Origin of the sequence: Paracoccus sp. MBLB3053, assembly GCF_031822435.1 — a bacterium.
GTDB lineage: Bacteria > Pseudomonadota > Alphaproteobacteria > Rhodobacterales > Rhodobacteraceae > Paracoccus > Paracoccus aurantius.
Window position 1 is genome coordinate 241,222 of record NZ_JAVQLW010000002.1, and the last position, 26,079, is coordinate 267,300.

Annotated in this window: 28 protein-coding genes; 23 read left to right on the forward strand and 5 right to left on the reverse strand. The window is 63.4% G+C overall.

Annotation, left to right across the window (positions count from 1 at the left end; all coding sequences use genetic code 11):
- The first annotated feature begins 10 nt into the window (after positions 1-10).
- From RGQ15_RS15315 to RGQ15_RS15325, 3 genes are all read left to right on the forward strand, one after another.
- Positions 11-1,300, forward strand: a complete 1,290-nt coding sequence (locus RGQ15_RS15315; protein ID WP_311161400.1) for a glycosyltransferase — start codon at positions 11-13, stop codon at positions 1,298-1,300.
- Positions 1,301-1,374: 74 nt separating this feature from the next.
- Positions 1,375-2,343: a DUF6473 family protein gene (locus RGQ15_RS15320; RefSeq protein ID WP_311161401.1), complete on the forward strand. Its 969-nt coding sequence runs from the start codon at positions 1,375-1,377 to the stop codon at positions 2,341-2,343.
- Between the two features lie 11 nt (positions 2,344-2,354).
- On the forward strand, positions 2,355-3,299 hold the full coding sequence (locus RGQ15_RS15325) for a sulfotransferase (RefSeq protein ID WP_311161402.1): 945 nt from the start codon (positions 2,355-2,357) through the stop codon (positions 3,297-3,299).
- Here the strand turns inward: RGQ15_RS15325 and RGQ15_RS15330 are convergent.
- Positions 3,247-4,455, reverse strand: coding sequence for an acyltransferase family protein (locus RGQ15_RS15330; protein ID WP_311161404.1), 1,209 nt, complete (start codon positions 4,453-4,455; stop codon positions 3,247-3,249). The genes RGQ15_RS15325 and RGQ15_RS15330 overlap by 53 nt on opposite strands.
- Before the next feature lie 601 nt (positions 4,456-5,056).
- On the opposite strand from RGQ15_RS15330, the gene phnC reads away from it, so the two are divergent.
- The 5 genes from phnC (at position 5,057) to RGQ15_RS15355 (ending at position 9,685) form a co-directional block, all read left to right on the forward strand.
- Positions 5,057-5,881 (forward strand): phosphonate ABC transporter ATP-binding protein, encoded by an 825-nt coding sequence (gene phnC / locus RGQ15_RS15335; protein ID WP_311161405.1) that lies wholly within the window; start codon positions 5,057-5,059, stop codon positions 5,879-5,881.
- Between the two features lie 22 nt (positions 5,882-5,903).
- Positions 5,904-6,818, forward strand: coding sequence for a phosphonate ABC transporter substrate-binding protein (phnD, locus tag RGQ15_RS15340; protein ID WP_311161407.1), 915 nt, complete (start codon positions 5,904-5,906; stop codon positions 6,816-6,818).
- A gap of 64 nt (positions 6,819-6,882) precedes the next feature.
- A complete protein-coding gene (phnE, locus tag RGQ15_RS15345; protein WP_311161408.1) occupies positions 6,883-7,752 on the forward strand; it encodes a phosphonate ABC transporter, permease protein PhnE in 870 nt (289 codons plus the stop codon).
- Entirely contained in the window at positions 7,752-9,065 is a 1,314-nt protein-coding gene (gene phnE / locus RGQ15_RS15350) for a phosphonate ABC transporter, permease protein PhnE (protein WP_311161409.1), read from the forward strand. The genes phnE (RGQ15_RS15345) and phnE (RGQ15_RS15350) overlap by 1 nt, the downstream gene beginning before the upstream one ends.
- A gap of 2 nt (positions 9,066-9,067) precedes the next feature.
- A complete protein-coding gene (locus RGQ15_RS15355) occupies positions 9,068-9,685 on the forward strand; it encodes an LbetaH domain-containing protein (protein WP_311161410.1) in 618 nt (205 codons plus the stop codon).
- On the opposite strand, the gene phnF is transcribed toward RGQ15_RS15355, so the two are convergent.
- The gene (phnF, locus tag RGQ15_RS15360; protein WP_311161411.1) at positions 9,673-10,374 is read right to left on the reverse strand and encodes a phosphonate metabolism transcriptional regulator PhnF; all 702 of its coding nucleotides are present in this window, start codon (positions 10,372-10,374) and stop codon (positions 9,673-9,675) included. The genes RGQ15_RS15355 and phnF overlap by 13 nt on opposite strands.
- Positions 10,375-10,462: 88 nt before the next feature.
- Between phnF and phnG the strand changes: the two genes are divergently transcribed.
- The 8 genes from phnG to RGQ15_RS15400 are packed head-to-tail and all read left to right on the forward strand — an operon-like array spanning position 10,463 to position 16,593.
- Positions 10,463-10,915, forward strand: coding sequence for a phosphonate C-P lyase system protein PhnG (gene phnG / locus RGQ15_RS15365; protein ID WP_311161412.1), 453 nt, complete (start codon positions 10,463-10,465; stop codon positions 10,913-10,915).
- On the forward strand, positions 10,912-11,475 hold the full coding sequence (gene phnH / locus RGQ15_RS15370; protein WP_311161414.1) for a phosphonate C-P lyase system protein PhnH: 564 nt from the start codon (positions 10,912-10,914) through the stop codon (positions 11,473-11,475). The genes phnG and phnH overlap by 4 nt, the downstream gene beginning before the upstream one ends.
- Positions 11,475-12,560: a carbon-phosphorus lyase complex subunit PhnI gene (locus RGQ15_RS15375; RefSeq protein WP_311161416.1), complete on the forward strand. Its 1,086-nt coding sequence runs from the start codon at positions 11,475-11,477 to the stop codon at positions 12,558-12,560. Before phnH ends, RGQ15_RS15375 begins: the two co-directional genes overlap by 1 nt.
- Positions 12,557-13,396 (forward strand): alpha-D-ribose 1-methylphosphonate 5-phosphate C-P-lyase PhnJ, encoded by an 840-nt coding sequence (locus RGQ15_RS15380; RefSeq protein ID WP_311161418.1) that lies wholly within the window; start codon positions 12,557-12,559, stop codon positions 13,394-13,396. The genes RGQ15_RS15375 and RGQ15_RS15380 overlap by 4 nt, the downstream gene beginning before the upstream one ends.
- Positions 13,396-14,235: a phosphonate C-P lyase system protein PhnK gene (phnK, locus tag RGQ15_RS15385; RefSeq protein WP_311161420.1), complete on the forward strand. Its 840-nt coding sequence runs from the start codon at positions 13,396-13,398 to the stop codon at positions 14,233-14,235. Before RGQ15_RS15380 ends, phnK begins: the two co-directional genes overlap by 1 nt.
- A gap of 2 nt (positions 14,236-14,237) precedes the next feature.
- A complete protein-coding gene (gene phnL / locus RGQ15_RS15390) occupies positions 14,238-14,921 on the forward strand; it encodes a phosphonate C-P lyase system protein PhnL (protein ID WP_311161421.1) in 684 nt (227 codons plus the stop codon).
- A complete protein-coding gene (phnN, locus tag RGQ15_RS15395; protein WP_311161423.1) occupies positions 14,918-15,451 on the forward strand; it encodes a phosphonate metabolism protein/1,5-bisphosphokinase (PRPP-forming) PhnN in 534 nt (177 codons plus the stop codon). The genes phnL and phnN overlap by 4 nt, the downstream gene beginning before the upstream one ends.
- Positions 15,448-16,593: an alpha-D-ribose 1-methylphosphonate 5-triphosphate diphosphatase gene (locus tag RGQ15_RS15400; protein WP_311161425.1), complete on the forward strand. Its 1,146-nt coding sequence runs from the start codon at positions 15,448-15,450 to the stop codon at positions 16,591-16,593. The genes phnN and RGQ15_RS15400 overlap by 4 nt, the downstream gene beginning before the upstream one ends.
- Positions 16,594-16,606: 13 nt before the next feature.
- On the opposite strand, the gene RGQ15_RS15405 is transcribed toward RGQ15_RS15400, so the two are convergent.
- Positions 16,607-17,041, reverse strand: a complete 435-nt coding sequence (locus RGQ15_RS15405; protein WP_311161426.1) for a PPC domain-containing DNA-binding protein — start codon at positions 17,039-17,041, stop codon at positions 16,607-16,609.
- Positions 17,042-17,125: 84 nt separating this feature from the next.
- On the reverse strand, positions 17,126-17,572 hold the full coding sequence (locus RGQ15_RS15410) for a MerR family transcriptional regulator (protein WP_311161427.1): 447 nt from the start codon (positions 17,570-17,572) through the stop codon (positions 17,126-17,128).
- A 91-nt stretch (positions 17,573-17,663) separates the two neighbouring features.
- On the opposite strand from RGQ15_RS15410, the gene RGQ15_RS15415 reads away from it, so the two are divergent.
- Positions 17,664-19,889 (forward strand): heavy metal translocating P-type ATPase, encoded by a 2,226-nt coding sequence (locus RGQ15_RS15415; RefSeq protein ID WP_311161428.1) that lies wholly within the window; start codon positions 17,664-17,666, stop codon positions 19,887-19,889.
- 11 nt (positions 19,890-19,900) lie between these two features.
- On the opposite strand, the gene RGQ15_RS15420 is transcribed toward RGQ15_RS15415, so the two are convergent.
- Entirely contained in the window at positions 19,901-20,173 is a 273-nt protein-coding gene (locus RGQ15_RS15420; RefSeq protein WP_311161429.1) for a hypothetical protein, read from the reverse strand.
- Positions 20,174-20,385: 212 nt separating this feature from the next.
- Between RGQ15_RS15420 and RGQ15_RS15425 the strand changes: the two genes are divergently transcribed.
- Genes RGQ15_RS15425 through RGQ15_RS15450 form a run of 6 tightly spaced genes read left to right on the forward strand, consistent with a single transcriptional unit; the run spans position 20,386 to position 25,964 of the window.
- The gene (locus RGQ15_RS15425) at positions 20,386-21,870 is read left to right on the forward strand and encodes an ABC transporter substrate-binding protein (RefSeq protein WP_311161430.1); all 1,485 of its coding nucleotides are present in this window, start codon (positions 20,386-20,388) and stop codon (positions 21,868-21,870) included.
- A gap of 3 nt (positions 21,871-21,873) precedes the next feature.
- Positions 21,874-22,833 (forward strand): ABC transporter permease, encoded by a 960-nt coding sequence (locus tag RGQ15_RS15430; protein ID WP_311161431.1) that lies wholly within the window; start codon positions 21,874-21,876, stop codon positions 22,831-22,833.
- Entirely contained in the window at positions 22,830-23,639 is an 810-nt protein-coding gene (locus tag RGQ15_RS15435; protein WP_311161432.1) for an ABC transporter permease, read from the forward strand. Before RGQ15_RS15430 ends, RGQ15_RS15435 begins: the two co-directional genes overlap by 4 nt.
- Positions 23,636-24,442, forward strand: coding sequence for an ABC transporter ATP-binding protein (locus tag RGQ15_RS15440; protein ID WP_311161434.1), 807 nt, complete (start codon positions 23,636-23,638; stop codon positions 24,440-24,442). The genes RGQ15_RS15435 and RGQ15_RS15440 overlap by 4 nt, the downstream gene beginning before the upstream one ends.
- Entirely contained in the window at positions 24,439-25,191 is a 753-nt protein-coding gene (locus tag RGQ15_RS15445; protein WP_311161436.1) for an ABC transporter ATP-binding protein, read from the forward strand. Before RGQ15_RS15440 ends, RGQ15_RS15445 begins: the two co-directional genes overlap by 4 nt.
- A complete protein-coding gene (locus RGQ15_RS15450; protein WP_311161438.1) occupies positions 25,188-25,964 on the forward strand; it encodes a DUF1684 domain-containing protein in 777 nt (258 codons plus the stop codon). Before RGQ15_RS15445 ends, RGQ15_RS15450 begins: the two co-directional genes overlap by 4 nt.
- The last annotated feature ends 115 nt before the right edge of the window (positions 25,965-26,079 follow it).

Consider the following 26,079-nt stretch of genomic DNA (forward strand, 5'->3'; position numbering starts at 1 on the left):
TGCCTTGCAGATGAGAGACAATTCGGAAACGTCCTTCGACGCGAACAGCGTTTCGACGACGCCTTCTTCCCCGAGCGAGACTGCGCGACAATCCGATGGTGAAAGCGCCCCTACGGTGCTTGTCTACTACGGCGATACCCTGTCGAGCGCGTCGAATGGCAGCCAGGTTCGAACGCTGGGCCTGCTTGCGTTTCTTTGTGGGCGATATGATGACGTCGTGCTTTACCGCTATGGCGAATCAGCCGGGAATGGTTGGCCGGCCGAGGAAACCGCCGCGCTGACGTCGCGCTTTCCGCAGTTGCGCCTTGTTTCCGATCCGGACGGCATTGGGCTGCGGCTTTTCGACAAGCTGAAGAAGTTCGTCGTTCTTTCCTGGCCGGGTCTTGCGCGACACGCCTATCGCTGGGCAATTCCGGGCCGTGCCCCCAATTTCGCGGCGATCCGCGACCGGAACAGCAACATGCTGTACGTCGTGAATTATGTCGACAGCCTCGCCCGGTTGAACGGCATCGACGAGAACAGAACGGTAGTGGAGACCCATGACCTGCGCTATTTCCGGCGGGTGAAGGGAACCAGTGCCTCTCTCATCTCATGGAAACATCTTCTTAACTTGCGCTATGAAATTGCGGCACTGGCCAGCGTGCGGGCCCTTGTCGCGATCACGGGCAATGAGGCCTATTTCTATCGCAACATGCTGCCGTCGTCGAAGGTCTATTATGTCCCCGACTACCAGCCCGTCGACGCAATTCCACATTCACCGGAAGAACGGCTTGACTACGATCTTCTGTTTGCCGGCTCGGGAAACGTGATCAATCGCGACGGGCTTCTGCGCCTGTTCGAAAGCCATGGCCCACGGCTTCGAAGCCTTCGGATCGCGCTCTGCGGTCTGATCTGCGACCGACCCGAAATCAGGGAACTGGCGACGCTCAATCCGAACCTGATTCTCTTGGGATTTCTGTCCGCAGAGGAGCTGGAAAATACCTATGCAAGATCGCGCGCCTGCCTTTCCCCGACCCATGGAACGGGCCTGAACATCAAGCTCGTCGAAGCACTGCGCCACCGTAAGCCGGTTTTTGCCTCGGACGATTCGCGTGCCGGATTGACCGCCGGATACGAGCGCTGCGTATTCCCCCTGGACCCTGATCTGATGACATCACTGCTGAGAGATCCCGGTCGGCTTCAGGCAGCGTCCGAGGCGGCGGCGAACTATTATCATCACTTTTCCAGAACTGGAGATCTTCCGGCTTTGGGCGAAGCTCTTGACCAGATCCTTTCGGCCGATTGCAGGCCCGAGGGTTAGTCGAAGGGCCGATCGCGCATGGCAGCCGAGCGGTTTTCCGGTTTCAATGCAGCAAGACCTCGGAGATTGTGAATATGACCACGTCCATGAGTGCCGAGCAAACGACCGAACATTTGTCGGGCTACCAAAACCGCGATTGGAAGATCGTCGATTACCACATGTACGAACATGGCCGATCCGGATTGTCGTTCCGGGGTCCTGCGCCGGCATTGGTGCCGGGCGAATATGCCACATGCCTCGGTGCCGCTCAGACGCTCGGCTGCTTCTGCAGGACGCCATTTCCGGAGATACTGCATCAAAAGCTGAATATCGAGTTCGTCAATTTCGGGTATGGCGGTGCCGGGCCGCGCTTTTACCTGCGCCACCCGGAATTGCTCGAGGTGGTCAATCGGGGTCGCTTTGCCATCGTCCAAGTGATGTCTGGGCGGAGCGAGGATAACCGTCTTTTCCAGAGCAACGGGTTGGAATACCTGGTTGAACGCGCAAGCGGCAGGCGGCTCTCGGCTGATGAGGCCTACCGGCGACTTTTGGAACAGCACTCTCTAGACAGCATCCCGGCGCCGGCCGCTCGTGTCTTGCGCATGTTCCATGCGCCGGAAGAATTGCGCGCGGTACTGCGCGAAACCCGCGACAATTGGCTCGCGAGCTACCAGGCTCTCTTCGCTGAAATCACGGTGCCGATCATTCTGCTGTGGTTTTCGAAACGAAGCCCGGGCCTGCATCGCGGCAAGAAGCTCGTTTGGTGGTGGCAGCGCTACGACAACGTCCACGCCATGTTTGGCAAGTTCCCGCAATTGGTCAATTCACAGATGATGCGCGTGATAGCACCCGAGGCTGCGCATTACGTGGAATGCGTTTCATCGCGGGGCTCACCGCAACGGCTGATCGACCGCTTCACAGGCGAACCGACGACCATCAACACGTCAGATGATCGGCCTGACTTCACTGGAGTCTGGTCCTACAACGCCTATTATCCGTCGCCGGAAATGCACGAGGACGCAGCGGACCTACTGGAGCCCGTCTGTCGCAAGCTGCTCTCCTAGGTCGCGGGACAGTGCAGGTCGATCGCCCGATACTGGTCACCGGCTGCCCGCGCAGCGGCACAACCTGGACAGGCAATGTCATTGGCGCCGCGCGCGAGGTATTCCTGATCTACGAACCGTTCAATGACGATGTCGGTGCCCGCCTTCGCCTGCCAGAACGCTTCATGCGCCTGACCGACGGCAACAGCGCCCCGCACCGCCAGGAAATCGACGATCTGATCGCGCTTGGTCGCTTGTCGCGACGCAGCGCGCTGGCCATGCGCGGAATTGCAGAACGCTGGCGCCCCGGAGAAAAACGCTACACGCCAGGCTGGCTCGCGTTCCGGCGACTTCACAGCCAGGGGCAAGATTTCTTTGGCCCCCGAAGGGTCTGCATCAAGGATCCGATCGCCTTCTACTCAAGCGAATGGCTGGCTGACACCTATGATGCGCAGGTGATCGTGATGGTGCGCCATCCCTGCAGTGTCATTGCCAGCTATCTTTCGCTTGGGTGGGAAAGTGAAGTCGAAGCCATGCTTCCACATCCGGTACCCGAAGGCTTTGCCGGCCTTCGCGACGAGATCGAGGCGCGCAACGGCCCGGTGCAAGACAGGCTCACCGATCTGATCCTGCAATGGAAGCTTTTCACGGCCGAGACGCTGGACCTTCAGCGTCGGCGTCCGGACTGGACCTATATTCTGCATGATGACCTTTGCCTGCGACCATTGCACTATTTCGAGGCGATCTTCGCGAAGCTTGGGCTTTCGTTCACCTCGGACATAGCTGACAAGGTTCGGCGGGAAAGCTCCGGCACAAAAAATGCGGCCAACGGCAAGCCCGTCCAGCATCGCCATGAAAGGGACAGCAGATCCGTGATCGACGCTTGGCAGGAAAAGCTGCCAGGCGAGATCGCCGAGCGGATCCTTAGGGAAACGGCGGAACTTTGGGAGGAGGCGCAGCGACGCCTTCTGACCTAGCCCTCTGCCGAAATCCCCCAAGCCCAATGCCGGCCCCACGCGAGACCCGCTTCAGCCAGGTCACGACCGGGCGCTCCAGCAGGACATAGACGAAGGACCCTGCGGTTAGACCGGCAATGATGTAGATCAGCGCGATCCCGACCAGCACCGCCGCCGGGGCGGACTGGGTGTCGACAAAGATGCCGATCACCTTGCCGGTGAACTGGAAGGCGAGGAGGTGGAAAATATAGATCGAATAGCTCGCCGCGCCCATGAACTGCATCCAGCCTGCACTCAGTTTGCGCCCGGAACGTTCGAGCATGAGGGCGCCCGAGACGATCAGGACGGCAGGTATCCCCGCGCTCATCGCGCGCCACGGATCAAGCCCGCTTCCGACCGGGGTGATCGCTGTTCCCAGGACAAGCCCACCGAACCCTGTCGCCAGCAAGGCAATGCCGGTGGCCGCCGATTTCTGCGATGCGCGCTGAAGATGCGTATAGAGGTATCCCAGGAAGCATCCCGCCAGGAATTCGAGGATGATGGGATTGGTATACGATGCCGCGAGTGGCGTCGCATTGGTGAAATCGGCGAATAGCCCGATGGCGACCAGGCCAAGAAACAGCGCCGTGATCAGCGAGAGCGAAACCATGTGAGAGCGGAAAAACAGCGTCAGTCCGAAGACCAGATAAAAGAACATTTCGTAGTTCAGCGTCCATCCGACATTCAGAAGCGGCGCGAAGGCGCCATCTGCCCTGACATGGGGGATGAAAAACAGCGTGGTGAGAAGGTCTGATGTATCGAATGCCATGAGACCGTTGGGGCGAAGTCCGGCGGCAAAAAGCAGGACGATCACGGCGATCGCTGCCCAGTAGACCGGTACGATCCTGATGATCCTGTCGATCCAGAACTCGACCACCGTCCTGGAAAAGCCGCGCGTGGTGAAGATCATTATGAATCCGGAAATGACGAAGAAGATATCGACCCCTGCGGCGAGAAAATCAGTCCCACCCTGCCAGCCCAGCCGCTCCAACGGGGGTTTGCTGGCATGGTAGAGAACGACCATCAGCGCGCCCATGAAGCGCAGGACCTGAATGTTGTCCACCCGTTCTCGCAGGGGCGGCGCCCCCAGGTTCAAGACCGGCACGGAATGTCGGCGGGAGTTTCTGTCATTGAGCATGCTGAGCACCCATTTCCAGATGTTCTCTCGGCTGCCAGGCGGAAGAAAACTTCCGCGCTCGAAACGCAATCGACACTGCGAGCAGCAGCATCGGCAGTCATATCGTCCTTGGGCCCAGCCGGCTTCCCTAAGCGGCAAGGCTTAGGCCCGCGATGCCGCGCCCATGTCGGGCGCCCGGGGGCTGCCCGATTAAACATGCAACATCTCAGGAACGCGATACGGAACCGAAAGGCCGGCTACGCTGCCCCTGGCTTGAATGTTATGTCAGGCAGGCAGCTATGTCTTCGAAATTCGAAGTGGCAAGGTGATAGCCGGCCACCATGAGCTCAACATGCTGCATTTGCACGCAATTGTCTTGCACAGAAAGCGGAAGCCATCTTTTCCCCAAACGGGCAAGCTATCTCATGGCACCCGCTGTCGTGCCGTGACTGGAACGGGTCATTGGCTGGAAGGCAAGTGGCAAAGATCGGCGGAACCGGGCTGAATCGGACGCTTTGGAGCGGTCAGCCTGCGACCAAACATTCACCGAATGGTCGCATTCTTGTTCAGCCATTGTCACTGTTTGGCGAGACATGTGCCCCGACCAAAAGCAGGGGCAGAAATGCGGATCGAAGCGCATAGCGTAACACGGATTTTCGGAAGCACGCGTGCGGTGGATGCCGTCAGCTTCGTGATCGATCGGCCGATGATGGTCGGCGTCATCGGCAGTTCGGGGGCAGGCAAGTCCACCCTGCTGCGCATCTTCAACCGGCTTACCGATCCGAGCGAAGGCTCGCTGCGCGTGGACGGCCGCGATGTGCTGAGGCTGCGGGGTGCCGAGCGGCGCTCGTGGCAGGCTGATTGCGCGATGATCTTTCAGCAATTCAACCTCGTGCCCCGGCTCGACGTCGTCAGCAACGTGCTCCATGGCCTGCTCAACAAGCGCAGCTTGGCGACAAGCCTGCTAAATCTCTGGCCAAAGAGCGATATCGAGCGCGCGGTCCAGATCCTTGACAGGCTTGGTATCGCCGAGCAGGCGGCCAAACGCGCCGAGGCCCTGTCCGGCGGTCAGCAGCAGCGCGTGGCGATTGCCCGCGCGCTGATGCAGGATCCTCGGGTTATCCTTGCGGACGAGCCGATCGCCAGCCTGGACCCCATGAATGCGCAGATCGTGATGGACACGCTGCGCCGCATTCATGACGAGGACGGCCGGACCGTCATCGCAAACCTCCATACGCTCGATACCGCGCGCCACTACTGCGACCGGATCATCGGCATGCGTAAGGGCCGGGTCGTTTTCGACGGGACGCCCGAGCAGCTGACCACCGGGGTCGCGCGCGACATCTACGGGGCCGGTGCCAGCTTCACCGAAGCCACGACTTCAACTGCCATCGAAACGGACGCCACGGGCGACGCGGACTACGCCGCCCGCCTTCTCGTTGACTAAGTTCCACCTCCAGGAGATCCAGATGAAACGGACGCTCACCCTTTTTGCCCTGACCACCGCGCTGGCCCTGCCGCAACTGGCTGCCGCCGAGGCGATCAAGGAATTCAACATCGGCGTCATGGGCGGCGAAAACGCCCAAGACCGCATGACCAGCAACGAATGCCTGCGCAAATATGCCGAGGAAGAGCTGGGCGTTCCGGTCAAGCTGTTCACTCCGGCCGACTATGACGGCGTGATCCAGGGCCTGCTTGGCGGATCGCTCGACATGGCCTGGCTGGGGGCCTCGGCTTACGCCAAGGCCTTCCTGACGAATCCCGAAGCGGTCGAGCCCGTGCTGGTCAAGGCCAACCTGGATGGCAGCACGACCTATTTCTCGATCGGCATCGCCCGCAAGGACCGCGGCGTCGCATCGCTTGAAGATCTCAAGGGCAAGGTCCTGGGCTTTGGTGATCCGAATTCCACCTCAGGCTATCTCATCCCTTCTGTCGAGCTGCCGAAATCCGGCTTCTCGGTCGAGCCGGGGCAGTATTTCTCGGATGTGAAATTCACCGGCGGGCATGAGCAGACCATCGTTGCAGTGAACAACGGCGATGTCGATGGCGGGGTGACCTGGGCCGACGGCCAGGGTGAATGGGAAGATGGCTACAATTCCGGCGCCCTTCGCAAGGCCGTGGATGCGGGCCTTGTCGACATGAATGATCTGGTCGAGATCTGGCGCTCGAAACCTATCCCCGAGGGCCCGGTGGTCTTGCGCAAGTCGCTGCCGCAAGACGTCAAGGACAAGATGACCGCGCTGGTCGCCGGTCTGATCGAGACGGACAAGGACTGCGCCTATGGCGTGGCCGCCGGTGAGACCGCCGGTTTCAAGCCCGTCACCCACGACGCCTATGAAAGCATCATCGAAGTTCGCAAGCTCGAGGAAGCCAAGGGCAGCTGATCGTTGCCACTTGACGGGCGCGGGTCATGCGACCTGCGCCCATTCTATTTTCAGAAGGCTCGGCATGACTGACGCATCCGACATCGCTGCCAATTACCGTGCGCAGCTTTCCCGCAGACGCAGCTATGGCGCCCTGCTTTGGGGTATCTTCGCGCTCTTGATGATCTCGGGCTTCCGCCTCGCGAATGAGCGCAATGCCGGGGGGTTCTGGCAGGGACTGCCCCAGGTCTTCGATTTCCCCGCAGAACTGGTGGCCGAGGCAGTCCAGAAGGCTGCAAACTTGCCCGGACTTATGGCGAAGGCCCTGCCAGCGCTGGTCGAGACGCTGAATATTGCGGCCGTCTCGACGCTGCTCGGTGCCGCAGGCGGCGCGATCATGGCGCTTCTGTCAACGCGCGGCCTGGCCCCCTGGCCCCGACTGGTCCCGGTCTTTCGAAGGCTTCTGGACGTCTCTCGCGCAATCCCCGAACTTGTCATCGCACTTGTGCTGATCTTCGTTCTGGGCGGAGGTCCTGTTCCCGCGGCCATCGCCATCGCGTTCCACACGACCGGCGCGCTCGGAAAGCTATTCTCGGAGGTGGCCGAGAACGCCAGCCTGAAACCGGTCGAGGGGCTGCAGTCTGTCGGGGCCGGGTGGCTTCAGCGTGTCTGGTTCGGCGTCGTTCCGCAGGTAGCTCCGAACTGGGCGAGCTACGCGATGCTGCGCTTTGAAATCAACATTCGTGCCAGCGCGATCTTGGGTTTCGTTGGGGCCGGTGGCATCGGTTACGAGTTGCGAAACGCGATCAGCTGGGGGCAGGGCAGATACGACGCCGCGGCAGCGATCTTTCTTCTGCTTTTCGCCACGATCGTTTTCTTCGACCAACTGACGTCGATGGCGCGCGCGCGATTGGTGCGTGGACAGGAACGGGGCGAAGCCGGGGGACGGATCTGATGGCAACTCTGGACATAATGCCGGCGCAGCGCCTGATCGGCCGCAAAAGGCTCTTTTCGCTTTCAGTGCCCGCACTGCTCGTCGCCTATCTGCTTTATGTCGCGTTCGCATTCGATCTGCCGGGACTTGCGGGCAGGGCGCGCTGGGACAATGGCGCGACCCTTCTTCAGGATTTCTGGTCCTACAAGGTTCACGTCACGCGCGACAACCGCGGTGACGGGGCGATCACAGCATCGATCGAAGGGATGCGCAACGCGACCTTTGATGCCGCCAATGAACCTGACTGGGTTGTCACAAGGGCTGATGGCGGTCGCGACATTGTCTTGCCGGGCGATGCGCGGGTCAGCATTGCAGGAAATGGCAATGTCACGCTTTCGACTTCCGAGGGCAGCTATCTGATCCGACCCACCGCGGACGGAATCCAGACAGACATTGCAGAACCGCCGGAAACCTTCAGCATTTCGGACAAGCGCTTCTCGGCCGAGTTGCCCGAGGGGGCGCGGCTCAGCGTCACCCGTTCGCGCACCGAGATATTCCGCCGCGAACCGGGTTGGGAGCTGTTCTTCTTCGACCTGTCGAGCCCGTTTTACGGCACTTCGTTCTTAGAACGCGTGCACTTGGCCTTCAGCGCAGAAAGGCTGCGGCCGGAAAGATCGAATATTGCCGGAATGTGGCACGACTTCTGGAGCAACAGCGTCTGGCATCACGGCGACGTGGCCTGGGCCATGTTCGAGACCGTGCTGATGGCGTTCCTGGGAACCTTTGGTGCCGGGCTCGTTGCCTTGCCGGTCGCCTTCATGGCCGCGTCGAATTTCGCTCCGTCCCGCCTCCTTCGCCAGTCATTCCGCCGCTTTTTCGACTTCCTCCGTGGCGTGGATGCCCTGATCTGGACCATAGTCCTGTCGCGCGCCTTCGGTCCCGGCCCGATGACAGGCAGCCTTGCGATCCTGCTCACCGAAACGGGCACCTTCGGCAAGCTCTTCTCGGAAGCCATGGAGAACATAGATGAAAAGCCCGTCGAAGGATTGCGCTCGACCGGGGCCGGCGCGCTGGCGCGCATTCGCTGGGCCGTCATTCCGCAAGTTGCTCCGGTGATCCTGTCGCAACTGCTTTACTACCTTGAATCGAATACACGCAGCGCCACCATCATCGGGGCAATCACGGGAGGTGGGATCGGTCTCATGCTCGTGCAGGCGATGCAGACCCAGAAAGACTGGGAACACGTCACCTATTACATCGTGCTGATCGTGCTGCTTGTCATCTTCATGGACTGGCTCTCGGGCCGAATCCGCTCCCGTCTGATCAAAGGTTGATCATGCCCAGACTTTCTGCCGATACGCCGTTCGTCCATGACGGCGCCCAGATCCTCAATGCTCAGTTCGGCCGCTATTGCGAGGTCGGCGCCGGTGCGCGGATCCTGAACTCGGAATTCGCCGACTATGCCTATTGCGACAGGCTTGCGGATATCGCCAATACCAGCGTCGGCAAATTTGCCAATATCGCCGCGATGACCCGCATCGGGCCGACCGACCATCCGATGACTTCGCCGAGCCTGCATCACTTTCTGTATCGGTCCGAGTACTACTGGGACGATGCCGCACCCGATCCCAAGTTCTTTGCGGCTCGGGCTGCGCGGCGCACCGTGATCGGCCATGACACCTGGATCGGGCATGGTGCCATCGTGAAACCTGACGTGGTGATCGGCAATGGCGCGATCGTCGCGGCGGGCGCGGTGGTGACAAAGGACGTGCCGGACTGGATGATCGTCGCGGGATGCCCGGCCCAGTCGCTGCGACCGCGTTTTGCACCCGATATCGGCGCCCGACTTTCGCAGCTTGCCTGGTGGGATTGGGACCATGACAGGCTGCGAAAGGCGCTGCCGGATTTCCGCACCCTGACGGCCGAGGATTTTCTCGACCGTTACGAATCGTGAGGAAGGGTCAGGGTCACGCGTTCGGCCACCCACCAGGTCAGCCCGCGCTCAATCATGCGACCTCCGGATTCGCTGAGCGCCTCGGTCCTCAGCAATGGCTCGCCGGGGTCGAGCTGCAATTTCACCGCTTGCGTGGCGTCAGCGACGCGGGCGGTGACCCGGGTGGAAACGCGGCGGTAATCGGCAATGCCGCAATCCGAAAGAGCGGCGGTGATCGACTGGCGCTCGCGCAGCCTACCGGGAAGATCGGGCAGGAGGTCGGCGGGAAAGACGGTTCTGAAAAGCGCGACGGGTTTGAAATCAACCATCGAGATGCCTTCGGCCACATGCACCTTGTCTCCGATGTTCAGCCCTAGCGCCACAGCCTCGTCCGCACTCACCGGCCGCGTCATCACGGCATCGAGCTTTCGGCCGGGCACCCGGCCTGCCAGTTCGATATTGCGATGGAAGCGGACCCGGTCACCCAACGGATAGTCGACGGGGCTCGCTGCGACGAAGACGCCGGCACCGCGCCGCGAATAAAGCAGCCCTTCATCCGCCAGCACCCTGGTCGCGTGGCGCAAGGTATGCCGATTGACCCCGTAACGACTGGCAAGCTCGGCTTCGGCCGGCAGCTTCGTGCCCGGAGGCCATAGCCCCCGCGCAATCTCGGAACGCAGATTGTCTGCGATGCTCTGCCAAAGGCTCATGCTGTCACCAAAATTTCATCTTTCTCTGATTGTCGCGCGCCGAATGCCGCACTACAAGATGTCTAGTTGTATAGGAATGAGGCGAGGAATGTCACGCCCTGAATACTCCCCCGAGACCCTCCGACGCCGCGAAGCAATGAGTCTTCTGGCTCGCTGTTCCGTCGCGCGATTGGCCCAATTGCTGCCTGATCTTCCCCCGCACGAGATCCTGCGCATGCCCGAGATCGGGACCGTCATGATCAAGGGCAGGGCAGGCGGAACGGGAAGCCCCTTCAACCTCGGCGAAACGACCGTCACACGAGCCAGCCTTCGGTTGCCCTCGGGAGAGGTCGGTCACGGCTATGTCCAAGGACGAGACAAGGCCCATGCGCTCAGGGCGGCCGCAATAGACGCGCTTGGCCAGCGAGATCCTGCCGGCATCGAAAGCCGGGTGCTTTCACCGCTTCGCCACGAACAAGACGCCCGCAAGGCCGCGATCGCCGCTGAGGCAACAGCCACACGGGTCGAATTCTTCACCTTGGCCAGGGGAGAAGACCAATGAGCGCGGCCCAACTTTCGGGTGGTTTCGTCGATGCCCCGCGCGATGGCGCGCATGCGTTCCGCGCGGTGCTCAACGCCATGTCCCGCCCCGGCACCATCGTCGAACTGGACGCAGGCCATGGCCCCGCGCCGATTTCCCCTGCGGCCGCGACAGTCCTGCTGACGCTTTGTGATCCCACGACCCCGTTGCACTTGGCGGGCAGTCACGACAATCCCGCTTTGCGCGACTGGATCGCCTTCCACTGCGCGGCCCCCATCGTCGCGGTGGAACAGGCAGTCTTTGCGCTGGGAACCTGGCAGGCGTTGCAACCGCTGCAAGGCTATTCGATCGGTACGCCGGAATATCCGGACAGGTCTGCAACCTTGATCGTCGATGGTCATGACTTCGACGCGCTCCCATCTCGGCTGACCGGCCCTGGAATTCACGACTGGGCCCAGCTCGCGCTTCCAGACGCGCGCGCCTTCATTGCCAATCACACGCATTTCCCTTTGGGGTGGGATGCAATCCTGACGTCAGGTTCTCGCCTTGCCGCCCTGCCACGTTCAACGGAGGTCCGCTGATGTATGTTGCCGTCAAAGGGGGCGAAAGCGCCATCGACGCCGCCCATGCCTGGCTTGACCGCGAGCGTCGCGGCTCCACGGACCAGCCGGTTCTGGACAGTGGGCAGATCCGTGCCCAGCTGAGCCTTGCGGTTGCGCGCGTCATGGCCGAAGGGTCGCTTTACGATCCCGATCTTGCCGCACTTGCAATCAAGCAGGCCCGTGGCGATCTGATCGAAGCCATCTTCCTGATCCGGGCCTATCGCACGACACTGCCTCGGCTTGGCGCGTCGCATCCTATCGATACGACCCGGATGCAGGTCAAGCGCCGGGTCTCCGCCACGTTCAAGGATGTTCCGGGGGGGCAGATCCTTGGTCCGACCTTCGACTACACGCACCGCCTTCTGGACTTTCGCCTAATGGCGGACGGTGAGTTGCCGGTGACAGGACCTGCCGATAAAGCGTCGGAACCGCTGGAAACGCCTCACGTCCTGTCCTTCCTCGACCGGGACGGTTTGATCGAAGATGCACGGCCAGATGACACAGAACCCGGCGATCTGACGCGCGAACCTATGGAGCTGCCAGCCGATCGCGGCTTGCGCCTGCAGGCTCTCGCGCGCGGGGATGAAGGCTTCCTACTGGGGCTCGCCTATTCGACCCAGCGCGGTTACGCGCGGAACCACGCTTTCGTGGGTGAGCTGCGCATCGGCTCGGTCGCGGTCGAAATGGACATCCCCGAACTGGGCTTCCCCATCGAGATCGGCGAGATCGAACTGACCGAATGCGAAACCGTCAACCAGTTCAAGGGCAGCCGCACCGAGCCTGCGCAGTTCACGCGCGGCTATGGCCTGACCTTTGGCCAGACCGAGCGCAAGGCCCTGTCCATGGCCCTGGTGGACCGGGCGCTGCGCTGGCAGGAACTTGGTGAGGACGATCAGGGCGCTCCGGTTCAGGATCAGGAATTCGTCCTTTCCCATTGCGACAACATCCAGGCCACCGGCTTTCTCGAGCATATCAAGCTGCCCCATTACGTCGATTTCCAGGCCGAGCTGGAATTGGTGCGTCGCCTTCGCGCGGGAACCGTCGAGCAGGAGGATGCGGCATGACCGATCCGGCTTACAATTTCGCCTACCTGGACGAAGACACCAAGCGGATGATCCGCCGCGCAATCCTCAAAGGGATCGCGGTGCCCGGCTACCAGGTTCCCTTCGCCAGCCGCGAGATGCCGATGCCCTATGGCTGGGGCACCGGCGGCGTGCAGGTGACGGCGGCGATCCTGATGCCAGAGGATGTGCTCAAGGTCATCGATCAGGGCGCTGATGACACGACCAACGCGGTCAGCATCCGCAAGTTCTTCCAGCGCACCGCCGGGGTAGCAACGACCGAGCGCACGACCGAGGCAACGGTGATCCAGACGCGACACCGTGTCCCCGAAACGCCGCTTTCTGAAGCTCAGATCCTTGTCTACCAGGTGCCCATCCCGGAACCGATGCGCTTTCTGGAACCGCGCGAGACCGAGACCCGTCGCATTCACGCGTTGGCTGATTACGGGCTGATGCAGGTGCGACTTTACGAGGACATTGCGCGGCACGGCGAAATCGCGACATCTTATGCCTACCCGGTCGAGGTCGCGGGACGCTATGTCATGGACCCTTCACCCATCCCGAAATTCGACAACCCGAAACTGGATGATTGTCCGGCAATCCAGCTTTTCGGTGCAGGTCGCGAGCAGCGCATCTATGCCTTGCCGCCCTATACCAAGGTCCGAAGCCTCGATTTCGACGATCATCCCTTCGTTGCCTCGAAGGCCGAGCACAGCTGCGCAATCTGTGGTGCGCGCGAAAGCTATCTCGACGAGGTCATCACCGACGACGCGGGCGGGCGGATGTTCGTCTGCTCGGACACGGATTTCTGCGCTGAAACCGCGAAAGGAGCCGCATGATGGCGCTGTTGGAAGCCATTGGCGATGAAACCGCAAAAGCAGGCAAGTCGGCTCCCGTAGCGGCGACCGCACAGCCCTTGCTCAGCGTGCGCGACGTGACGAAGCGCTACGGTGGCCGCATCGGCTGTGAAGGCGTCAGCTTCGATCTCTGGCCCGGCGAGGTGTTGGGCATCGTCGGTGAAAGCGGATCGGGCAAGTCGACCCTGCTTGGCTGCCTGTCCGGCCAGCTTGCCCCAGACGAGGGACAGGTGATCTTCGACACCACCGAGCAAGGGCCGGTCGACACGCTGAAGATGACCGAGCCGCAGCGTCGGCTGCTGTCCCGGACCGACTGGGCCTTCGTGCACCAGAACCCGCGCGACGGGTTGCGCATGGGTGTAAGCGCCGGGGGCAATGTGGGCGAGCGGCTCATGGCGACGGGGGCGCGCCATTACGGTCGCATCCGTGATACCGCGATCGATTGGCTCGGCCGGGTGGAAATCGATGAAACGCGTGTCGATGACAGGCCCCGGCAGTTCTCGGGTGGGATGCAGCAGCGGCTTCAGATCGCGCGCAACCTGGTTTCGGGGCCTCGGCTCGCGTTCATGGACGAACCGACCGGTGGGCTTGATGTGAGCGTTCAGGCGCGGCTTCTGGACCTCCTGCGCGGACTTGTCCGCGACATGGGACTGTCGGCGGTTCTGGTCACGCATGACCTTGCCGTCGTGCGGCTTCTTGCCGACCGGCTGATGGTGATGAAGGGTGGCCATGTCGTCGAGACGGGGCTGACCGATCAAGTCCTCGATGATCCGCAGCATGAATATACCCAGCTGCTTGTATCCTCTGTTCTGCAGGCGTGAAGATGATCGAAGTGAATAATGTCGCCAAGGATTTCACCCTGCACAATCAGGGCGGAACGGTCCTGAGGGTCATGGAGCGCGCGAGCCTGACCGTGGCCCCCGGTGAATGCATCGCGCTGACAGGGGCATCGGGCGCAGGCAAGTCAACCCTGATGCGCATGATCTGGGGCAATTACCGCACTGATGAAGGCATGATCCGAGTGGGAGACACCGAGGTCTCGGGCGCCGAGCCCCGTCGGATCATAGCCCTGCGCCGCGCGACGCTTGGCTATGTCAGCCAGTTCCTGCGGGTGGTTCCACGCGTGCCCACCTTGCGGATCGTGGCTGAGCCTTTGCTCAACCTCGGCGTGCCCGAGGACGAGGCCGAGGCGCGCGCGACCGAGTTGCTGACCCGACTGAAGATCGGCGAAAGCCTCTGGGGCCTTTCGCCCACCACGTTCTCGGGCGGAGAGCAGCAGCGCGTCAATATCGCACGCGGCTTCATCCATTCCTATCCTGCCTTGTTGCTCGACGAGCCCACCGCAAGTCTCGATGCGGCCAACCGCGAGACGGTTCTGGGCCTGATCGAAGAGGCAAAGGATCGTGGGGCCGCAATCATCGGGATCTTCCACGACGAAGCGGCCCGCGACCGGCTTTGCGATCGCCTGATCGACGTGACGGCCTTCACGCCGGTGCGCGCAGCATGACGGGCACGATCATCGCGGTTGTCGGCCCGTCGGGTGCAGGCAAGGACACATTGATGCGCAATGCCGTTGCACGCCGCCCGGAGATCGCGCTGATGCGCCGGGTCATCACGCGGCCCGCCGACGCAGACAGCGAGGACTTTGAGGGCGTGACCCAGGCTGCTTTCAACCAGATGCGGGCCGAAGGGCGCTTTGCGCTGACATGGCAGGCGCATGGGTTGAACTATGGCATTCCCTACCCCTCGACAATCAGCGCTGTGACGCTGGTGAACCTGTCGCGGGCGGCGCTGGATCGCGCGGCGGATGCGTTTCCCGGCCTGCGGGTCATCCACGTAGATGCTGCGGCGGAAATCCGGGCGAGCCGGCTGGCTGCGCGGGGTCGCGAAACCGCCGAGGAGATCACGCGGCGCATCACACGCGAAGCCAAGTTCGCAAGCGGCGATCTTCCGGTTACCCATATCAACAACTCAGGCGACCTGGAAACGGCAACGACCGCCTTCCTCGCCGCGCTGGACGAGGTTCTGGTCCCATGACGAACGCATCCCTGACCCTGGCCAATGCCGAGCTGATCCTGCCTGACCGCGTGATGCGCGGCCGTGTCAGGATCGAGGACGGCATCATTGCAGAGATCGCCGAAGGCGGTGAGGTGCCGGCCGGCGCAACCGATTGCGCCGGAGCCCATATCGCGCCCGGCCTGATCGAGTTGCATACCGACAACCTTGAACGCCACATTCAGCCCCGGCCGGGCGTGGACTGGCCACATTCTGCCGCGATCTTCGCCCATGACGGCGAACTTGCGTCGACTGGCATCACCACGGTCTTCGATGCCGTCCGGGTCGGCTCGATCCCGAACGACGGTGGGGGATATGCGAAATATGCCCGCCCCCTTGTGTCCGAGATCAATGCGCTTTCGCAGGCCGGCCGGATGCGGATCAGCCACTTCATCCACATGCGCGCTGAAATCTGCAGCGAAACCCTGCTGGAGGAGCTTGCCGAATTCGGGCCCCAAGATCGTGTCGGCCTGCTCAGCCTCATGGACCACACGCCGGGCCAGCGGCAGTTCCGTGATATTTCGAAGCTCGCGCAATATGTCAAAGGCAAGAAGGGTCTGAGTGATGCGGAGTTCGAAGAACATGTCGCGCGGCTCAAGGACTTGCGCGACCGCTACGGCGCAGCGCACGAGGTCGGAGCGGTCGATGCCGCGCGGCAGATCGGCGCGGTGCTTGCAAGCCATGATGACACCACCCCGGATCACGTCGCAGTCAGCGCGGGTCATGGCGTTCGCATTGCCGAATTCCCGACGACCGACGAAGCTGCGCGTGCCTGCCGGGAACACGGCATCGCCGTCATGATGGGTGGTCCCAACCTGATACGTGGGGGATCGCATTCGGGGAATGTCGCGGCCGAGGCCCTTGCCCGGAACGGCGATCTCGAGATCCTGTCCTCGGATTACATCCCGTCCAGCCTGTTGATGGGGGCCTTTCATCTTGCACGGCTTTGGGACGATCTTCCGCGCGCCTTCGCGACGGTAAGCGATGCACCTGCCCGGGTGACGGGACTGACGGATCGGGGCCGCATCGAGGTGGGCCTGCGGGGGGACGTGATCCGGCTTGAGGATGTCGGTCGCACCGCGCGAGTCAGCGGCGTCTGGGTCGGAGGTGTCCGCAGCGCCTGATCCCGCCATGGGATCAACCGGTATGACGCGTTTGCCTCACGACGAGTTCGCGATAGCCCGATGCCGGGCAGGGCTCACGGGAAAAAACCAACTCGGTCAGGGCAAGCGTGACGATTTCGGCCGTCGTATAGATGGCGGACCCCTCAGCCATGAGATGGCCGCCATAGCTGCGCCCGTCCGGGTCGGCAATGGCAATATGCAGGTGCTGACCGTTCGGATCGATCGTGCCCACCAGAGAGGTGATCTCGAAGCGTCCCCGATAGGTCTGTGGATCTGGCCGATCGGCATGCCTGATGACGACCTCGGTCAGACTTCCGACACAGGTGACGATCGCCATCGCTTCGCTCTGCGCAACTTCGAAGGCCCGCCTTAATCCTTCGACGAGATTTTCGCCGGGGCCCAATCGAAAAGCGTGAAAAACGCCTTGCGAGGGAAGGGGTGTCGTCATGGCTGCCTCCGACTGGCCGTTGCCCGGTGGCGCAGAAACCATGCGGGTGTGGTTTCCGGCGCCAATTCTGGTGCCGGGCCTGGATCAGTTCCCATTGTTCCGGTTGGCAACCAAGGCAGCGTGCTCGCCGGCACATAGCGCGTGGTTGCCCAGAACTTCGATGACCCGGCAATCTGCGATCGCCCCGCGAGAGCACTGATCTAGCATGCGCTCCAACTCACCGCGAAGCGCGACAAGACGCGAAATCCGGGCATTCACCTCGACAAGTTGTCGCCGGACGATTTCATCTGCAGCCTCGCATGCCTGGTGCGGTTCGTCCGACAGGCGAAGAAGTTCTCGGATCGCCTCCAGGGAAAAACCCAGCTCCCGGGAATGGCGGACGAATGCCAGGCGGTCCTGCGCTGACTGTCCGTAAAGCCTGCGGTTGCCCTCGCTACGGTCGGGCTTGGGCATCAGACCAATCTGTTCATAATAGCGAATGGTCGGAATCTTGACTCCGGTTACCTGCGAGAGCTGTCCGATGGTGAGCATCACGAAATCTCTTGCTCCTCTAGTAGCTAGAGGAACTATCACTCCGAATCGATGAAGGCAACTCTCAGCCAAGACGAAGGGAAGCGGCATGATGACAGAGGGCACTCGCAGGGATTGGACCGTCACAGGCATGGATTGCGCCGCGTGCGCGACAAAGGTTTCGCGTGCGATCGAGCGCCTTCCCGGTGTCAGCGACGTGAAGGTTGCCTTGATGTCCGAGCGCCTGACTCTCAATCTCGCGCCCGGCACCACCGAGACCGGAACCATTGAAGACGTTGTCCGAAAACTGGGCTATGGGATCGCCGCGAACGGGCATGATCCCACAAATGGGGTCTCGGCACTTCCCGAAACGGAAGTCAGCGTCCGGGCCGACGTTACCGATCGCACACACCAACATCACGGCCATACCCATGACGACCCGGCCGATCGCGGCAAGCCTTGGTATCAGACGGGAAAGGCGCGGCTTGTTCTCTTGACCGGAGGCTTGCTGTCGGTCGCGTGGATGTTCGAACTGATGACATCGCCCGAGGCGGGACATTGGGCTTTCCTGTTTGCCTGTCTGATCGGCGTAGCCCCGGTGGCGAAACGAGCGTTCGAGGCGGCCCGCATGGGCCAGCCCTTCACGATCGAAAGCCTCATGACCATAGCCGCACTTGGCGCGCTGTTCATCGGCGCCGCCGAGGAGGCCGCGCTGGTCATCTTTCTGTTCGCCATGGGCGAAATGCTTGAGGGCGTCGCGGCAAGCAAGGCGCGGGATGGTATTCGTGCGCTGGCCGCTCTGGTGCCGAAAACCGCGCTGCTGGAAAGCTCGGCCGGCCCGCGCCAGGTTCCGGTCGAGAGCCTGCGGATCGGCCAGGTGGTTCTCGTCCGGCCCGGCGATCGGGTCCCTGCTGATGGGGTGATTGTCGATGGCGTCAGCGGTGTGGATGAAAGCCCGGTCACCGGTGAAAGCGTGCCGCGCACCAAAAAGGCGGGAGACGAGGTCTTTGCCGGCTCGATCAACGCCGAGGCTGCACTGCGCGTGCGTGTCACCAGCGAAGCCGGCGACAATACGATTTCACGCATCATCCGACTTGTCGAAGAGGCCGAAACTGCACGGGCCCCGACCGAGCGTTTCATCGAACGCTTCTCTCGCTGGTACATGCCGCTGGTCGTGACGATCGCGGCGCTGGTTGCCGTGCTTCCGCCCGTGGTGGCGGGCGCTGAATGGGGAACGTGGATCTATCGCGGACTCGCGCTTCTGCTGATTGGATGCCCATGCGCGCTGGTGATTTCGGTTCCCGCGTCGATTGCTTCGGCATTGTCTTCGGGCGCGAGGCGGGGGCTTCTCATGAAAGGGGGTGCGGTGATCGAGGCAACAGCCAAGGTCAGCCATGTCGCCTTCGACAAGACCGGCACGCTGACCCGTGGCAAGCCTGCTGTGACCGACATCCTGCCCGCGCCTGGCACGAGCGAAGGTGATCTGCTGGCCATCGCGGGCGGAGTCGAGATCGGCTCAAGTCATCCGCTGGCTCAAGCCATTCTCACCCGGTTGGCAGGGGCAGGGTTGAGCCCGCAGCCCAGTACCGATTCCCTGGCCTTGCCTGGCAAGGGTGCCCGGGCGCGCGTGCAAGGCGTTCCGACCTGGGTCGGCTCGCCCCGTTTCGCGGCCGAGATGGGCGGGCTGGATCGGATTGCCCTTGAACGGGCGACCGGGCTGGAATCCGAGGGAAAGACGGTCGTGGCGGTCTTTCGCGCGAATGAGCCGCTGGGCCTGATTGCGATGCGGGATGAGCCGCGTGAGGATGCGGCAGATGCCATGCGGCAACTCAAGGCGCTCGGCATCGGTACGACCATGCTTTCCGGTGACAGCAGCCGAACGGCCGCTGCCATTGCCGAAGGGCTTGGGCTGGACTACCGCGCCGAAATGATGCCCGAGGACAAACTGATCGCCATCAGGGACATGGGCGTTCGGGGCGGAGTGATGATGATCGGTGACGGGATCAACGACGCCCCCGCCCTGAAACAGGCATCCATCGGGGTGGCGATGGGGTCGGGGACCGATGTGGCGCTGGAAACCGCCGATGCGGCGATCCTGCGCGACCGGGTAGCGGATGTGCCCGCGCTGATCCGACTGTCTCGTGCGACGATGGCCAACATTCGACAGAACGTCGCGCTTGCGCTGGGTCTGAAGGCCGTTTTCCTTGTCACATCGGTCTTGGGAATCACCGGTCTTTGGATCGCCATCCTTGCCGATACGGGCGCGACCGTGCTCGTCACCTTGAACGCGTTGCGTTTGCTGGGCCATGATCCGTCCCAGCAGCGTCGTCGGGATTGATCCCTGATCTGTCAGTATCCGGGGTGGATATAGCCCAGCACTCGCCCCGAGGCATCGACCTGACAGACATGCAGCCGATTTCCGTCCCGCGCCTCGATCTGTGCGATGCCGCCTGTTTCGGACAGCCAGCGCGAGGTGACTTCTGAACTGGGTCGGCCGACATGTGCAGCGATGGTGGCGGTGCAGGCCGCCTCTTGCCGAGGCCGAAGATCGTCCTGCGATGGCTGGGTCGCCGTACAGGCGGCAAGCATTGCGGGCAGGGCAGGGATCAGGACGGCGCGCATGGCAAACTCCTCGGTTCCTGCGGCAGGCTAGCACTGAATGAGGCTTTCGGACAACGCAGCAGGCAGATGAAGGCTCATTGCCCCTTTCGGCCATTCCAGCCCCATCCACAGGAAGGCCAGGCCCCGACCCATCTGTCTGTCTGATGCGCCTCGCATCCGGTGGAAGTTACGGATATTGTGCTAGCAAAGCATCGTCTGAAAGGTCCGTCGCCATGAACTCCAAGCGTTTCGCTGCCCATATCTTCGGCCTCGCCTCGGCTACCCTGCTTTCGGCGGGTGCTGCTCTGGCAGCCGACCCGGCGGCGGTGATCCGGGTGGGCTCGCTTTACGAGCCGCAGAACCTCGACAATACTGCGGGCGCGGGGCAGGGCATCAACGAAGCCTTCAACGACAACGTCTATGAGGCGCTGTTTCGCCTGAACGACGATGGCTCGGTCTCGCCGGTCCTGGCCGAGAAGCACGAGGTCAGCGCGGACGGGCTGACCCATACCTTCACCCTGAAGCCCGGCGTCACTTTCCATTCCGGCGATCCGCTGACCGCCGCGGACGTGAAATACTCGATCGAGCGCGTGACCGCCGAGGCCTCGAAATCCTCGCGCAAGAAGAGCCTTGCCGCCATCGAGTCGATCGAGACCCCGGATGACGCGACCGTCGTCATCAAGCTGAAGTCGAAATCGATCTCGCTGCCCTACAATCTCAGCTATGTCTGGGTGGTGAATGACGCGGCGGGCGACATCACCGGCAAGGAAGACGGCACCGGCCCCTACAAGCTGGGCGACTGGAAGCGCGGCTCGGCCCTGTCGCTGGAAGCCTTCGACGCCTATTGGGGCGAGAAGCCCGCCAATGGCGGCGCAATGTTCAGCTATTTCACCGAGGCCGCGGCGCTGAACAACGCGCTGCTGACCGATGCGGTGGACATCATCACCTCGGTGCAAAGCCCGGACGCGCTGGCGCAGTTCGAGGACACCTCGGCCTTCAAGATCTCGGAAGGCAAGTCCACGACCAAGCAGATCATGGCCTATAACGATCGTGTCGCGCCCTTCGACAACGTCAAGGTCCGCAAGGCGCTGGCCCGCGCTGTCGACAAGAAGATGCTGCTTTCCGCGATCTGGGGCGATCGCGGCATGGTGCTCGGCAGCTTCGTGCCGCCGACCGATGCATGGTATGAGGACCTGACCGGCGTCGACGCCTATGACCCGGAAAGCGCCAAGGCGCTCCTGGCCGAGGCCGGCTTCCCGGAAGGCTTCACCTTTACGCTGGAAACCCCGAATTACGATCCCCACCCGATCACGGCCGAGTTTCTCAAGGCGGAACTGGCCAAGATCGGCGTGACGGTGAACATCCATGTCATCACCGCCAATGAATGGTACACCAAGGTCTACCAGGCCAAGGATTTCCAGGCGACGCTGCAGGAGCATGTGAACCATCGCGACGTGGTCTTTTATGGCAACCCGGATTTCTACTGGGGCTACGACAACCCGCAGGTGACCGAGCTGGTCGCGGCCGCCGAGGCCAGCGACACCGACGCGCAGCAGGCCGAGAAGCTGCGCGAGGCGAACCGCATCATCACCGAGGAGGCCGCCTCGAACTGGCTGTTCCTCTATCCGCAGATCGTGGTCTCGAACACCAGGACGACGGGCTATCCGCTGAACGGGCTGAACGCGCAATTCTTCCTGCGCGGCATCACCAAAGAGTAACGGATGGGGCGGTATCTCCTGCGCCGCACCATCGTGCTGGCCCTGTCGCTGATCGCGGCGGGGCTGGTGCTTTTCGTGCTGTTGCGTCTGTTGCCGGGCGATCCGGCGGCGGCGCTTCTGTCGGTCGGCGCGGATGAGGCGCAGATCGCCGCCGCCCGCGCGCAGGTCGGCTCGGACCAGCCGATCTGGGTGCAGCTCGGCATGTTCCTGTCCGATCTCGCGCGCTTCGATCTGGGCAATTCCTTCGTCTCGGGGGCGCCGGTGCTGCCCGAGATCTTGTCCCGGCTTTCGGTGACCCTGCCGCTGACCGTGGCGTCCTTCCTGCTGGCGATCGTGATCGCGGTGCCGCTGGGGATCATCTCGGCGCTGCGCGCGGATCGCTGGTACGGAGGGCTCTTGTCAGCCGTCTCGCAGCTTGGCATCGCGGTTCCGGTCTTCTGGATCGGCATTCTGCTGATCTGGATCGTCGCGGTGAAGTTCCGGCTGCTGCCCGCCAGCGGCTTCCCGATGAAGGGCTGGCAGGACGCGGCGGGCGCGGCCCGCGCGCTGATCCTGCCGGTGGTGACGATCGCGCTGGTCATGTCGGCCTCGCTGATGCGCTATGTGCGCTCGGCGACCTTCGACGTGCTCGGCGCGGATTACCTCAGGAACGCCCGCGCGCTCGGGGCCAGTTTCCCGCGCGCGCTGATCCGCCACGGCATCCGCAACGGGGCCGTGCCGGTGATCTCGATCCTCGGCATCGAGCTGGCCTCGACGCTCCTGGGCGCGGTGGTGGTCGAGCGGGTCTTTGCCCTGCCGGGCCTCGGATCGATGCTGCTGTTGGGCATCCAACAAAGGGATTATCCGACGGGACAGGGGGTGCTGCTGGTCTCGACCCTGATGGTGCTGCTGATCGGATTCCTCGCCGACGTGACCCAGCGCCTGATCGACCCGCGCCTGCGAGAGACGGTGGCCGGACGATGAAACGCACAACCCTCTGGATCGGCGCGATCCTTGTCGGCATCAATGTCGCGGTCGCGCTCCTGACGCTGGTCTGGCTGCCCTATGATCCCACCGCCATGTCGGGCGGAAGGCTTGCCGCGCCGTCCTGGGCGCATTGGGCCGGGACCGACCGGCTGGGACGGGACTATTTCACCCAGGTGATGATCGGCGCGCGCATCGCGCTGACCGTGGGCATCGGCGCGGCGCTGCTGGGCGGGCTGATCGGGACCACGCTCGGCGTGCTGGCGGCTTTCGCGCAGCGGGGCTTTGACGATGCCCTTGCCGCGACGCTCGACATCCTCATCGCCTTCCCGACGCTGCTGCTGGCCATGCTGGTCGTGGCGGCAAGCGATGGCGCCTCGCTTGGCACGGCGATCCTCGCCATCGGCATTGCCATGTCCGCGATCGTCGCGCGACTGGTGCGCATCCTGACCAAGCGGGTGCTCGCACAGGATTACATCACCGCGGCGCGCTGCTCGGGGCTGGGCTGGGGCCGCATCGTGCTGGTCCATGTCCTGCCGAACATCGCGCCGACCGTGCTGGTCGCGATGGCGCTGCAATTCGGCCTCGCCGTGATCGCCGAGGCCTCGCTGTCCTACCTGGGCCTCGGCGCGCCGCCGCCCAATGCCTCTTGGGGGCAATTGCTGCAATCGGCGCAATCGACTGTCTTCAACGCGCCGATCGGGGTGATCGCGCCGGGGCTCGCGCTGATGGCGCTGGTCCTCGGGATCAACTTCCTCGCCGACGGGCTGCGCGATCTGCTGGACCCGGAAGGGGGCGCGGCATGAGCCTGCTTCAGGTCGAAAACCTGCGCGTCCACGGCCCCGCGCGCGAACTCGTCCATGGCATCAGCTTCTCGGTCGCGCCGGGCGAGCGGCTGGGCCTTGTCGGCGAAAGCGGCTCGGGCAAGTCGCTGACCGCGATGTCCACCGTGGGGCTGCTCGCGCATGGGCTGCGGGCCGAGGGCTCGGTGCTGCTCGATGGCCGCGAGGTCATCGGCCAGCCCGACCGCGCGCTGGTGCCCCTGCGCGGCAGCGTCGCCGCCGTGGTCTTTCAGGACCCGAGATCCGCGCTGGACCCGCTGATGCGGCTGGGCGAGCAGCTGGCCGAACCGATCCGGCGCCGCGCCCGGCGCGAGGGGCGCAGCCTTTCCGCCCGCGATTTGCGGGCCGAGCAGCTGCGCTGGCTCGACCGCGTCTCGATCACCGATCCGGAACGCATCCTGACCTCCTGGCCGCATGAGGTCTCGGGCGGGCAGCGCCAGCGCATCGCCATCGCCATGGCGCTGGCCTGCGGGCCGCGCCTGCTGATCGCCGACGAGCCGACCACCGCGCTCGACGTCACGACCCAGGCCGAGGTGCTGGACCTGCTCGACGACCTGACCCGCGACGAGGGGCTGGCGCTGCTCTTCATCAGCCACGACCTGCCCGTCGTCGCCCGCATCACCGAGCGGGTGATCGTCATGCAGCAGGGCCGCGCGGTCGAGGAAGGCCCGGTGCGCCAGGTCTTCACCCGCCCGAGCGACAGCTATACCAAGGGCCTCGTCGCCGCCGCGCAGCAGTTGGAAATGGCCGTGAGGGAGATGCGATGAGCCTGATCTCGCTGAACAATGTCGATTTCGCCTATCGCGACACGCCGATCCTGCACGACGTCTCGCTGGCGCTGGAAGAGGGCGAGAGCCTCGGCATCCTGGGCGAGAGCGGTTCGGGGAAATCGACCATCCTGCGGCTGATGCTGGGCCTGGCCCGGCCCGGCTCGGGCGCGGTCACGGCCGAGGGCACGCCCCTCGACACCCGGTCGCGGGCGCGGATGCAGGCGCATCGCCGCTTCGTCCAGCCGGTCTTTCAGGACCCCTATACCTCGCTCGACCCGAGAATGAAGGTCGGCCGCATCTTGACCGAGCCCCATGCCGCGCTGGACCTGCCGGGCGATGCCGCGGCCGAGGCGGCGCGCGTTCTGCAGGCCGTCGGCCTGCCTGCCGACAGCATCGCCCGCTATCCGCGCGCCTTCTCGGGGGGGCAGCGCCAGCGCATCGCCATTGCACGGGCGCTGATCGCGCGGCCCCGCGTGCTGCTGGCCGATGAGCCGGTCAGCGCGCTGGACCTCGCGACCAAAGTCCGGGTGATCGAGCTCCTGACCGAGCTTGCGCGCGAGATCACCCTGGTTCTCGTCTCGCATGACATCGCCATCGTCGCGGCGCTCTGTCCGCGCATGATCGTCCTGCAGCAGGGCCGTATCGTCGAACAGGGCGCGACCCGCGAGATCCTGCGCGCGCCCCGGCACCCCTATACGCAGCGCCTGCTTGCCAGCCTGCAGCACATGCCCGTGGAGACCCCATGACCTACGAATCCGAGATCGAGACCTGGCGCGCCGCACGCCTCGCCGCCCTGACCGCCGAGGATGGCTGGCTGAACCTGACCGACCGCGTGGACATCGCGCCAGGCCGCATGAGCGTGGGCTCCGCCGCCGAGAATGACGTGGTCCTGTCGGTCGGCCCCGCACGTCTTGGCGTGCTGGAGCTCGATGCCGACGGCGCCGCGCGTTTCGACGCGGGCGAGGGGCCGCAGGACTTGAAACCGGTTCCCGACAATCCGCCGCGCCTGAAGGTCGGCGAGTTGCTGATCGAGGTGACCCAGGTCGAGGGGCAATATGCCCTGCGCGTGCGCGACGCCGCCGCACCCGCCCGCCGCGATTTTCCCGGGATCGAAAGCTATCCGCTCGACCCCGACTGGCGGATCGAGGCCGACTGGATGGAACTCGACGTCCCGAAATCGCTCGGCATCGACATGGTGACTGGGGTCGAGACCTCGGTCCAGCTGACCCATGTCGCGCGCTTCCGCCATGAGGGCGCCGAGATCGAGCTGCTGCCGACGCATTGGAAATCCGGCAAGCCGATGTTCGTGATCCGCGACCGCACCGCCGGGCGCGAGACCTATGGCGCCTCGCGCTTCCTGATCGGCGAGGTCAAGGGCGACAAGGTGGTCCTCGACTTCAACAAGGCGATCAATCCGCCCTGCGCCTTCACCGATCTCGCGGTCTGCCCGCTGCCGCCGCGCCAGAACATCATGGGCTTCGAGATCCGCGCCGGCGAAAAAAAGCCTGCCGCGCTTTGATCATCCTGCCCTGAGCCAATAGCCGTTCCGAGCAGGTGATGCGGCCTTGCGCCTGCCCGAGTGCGGAGCCACCTTTGCTGGTTTCCCACGAGCATCGGTCTTGCAGCTTGTCCTC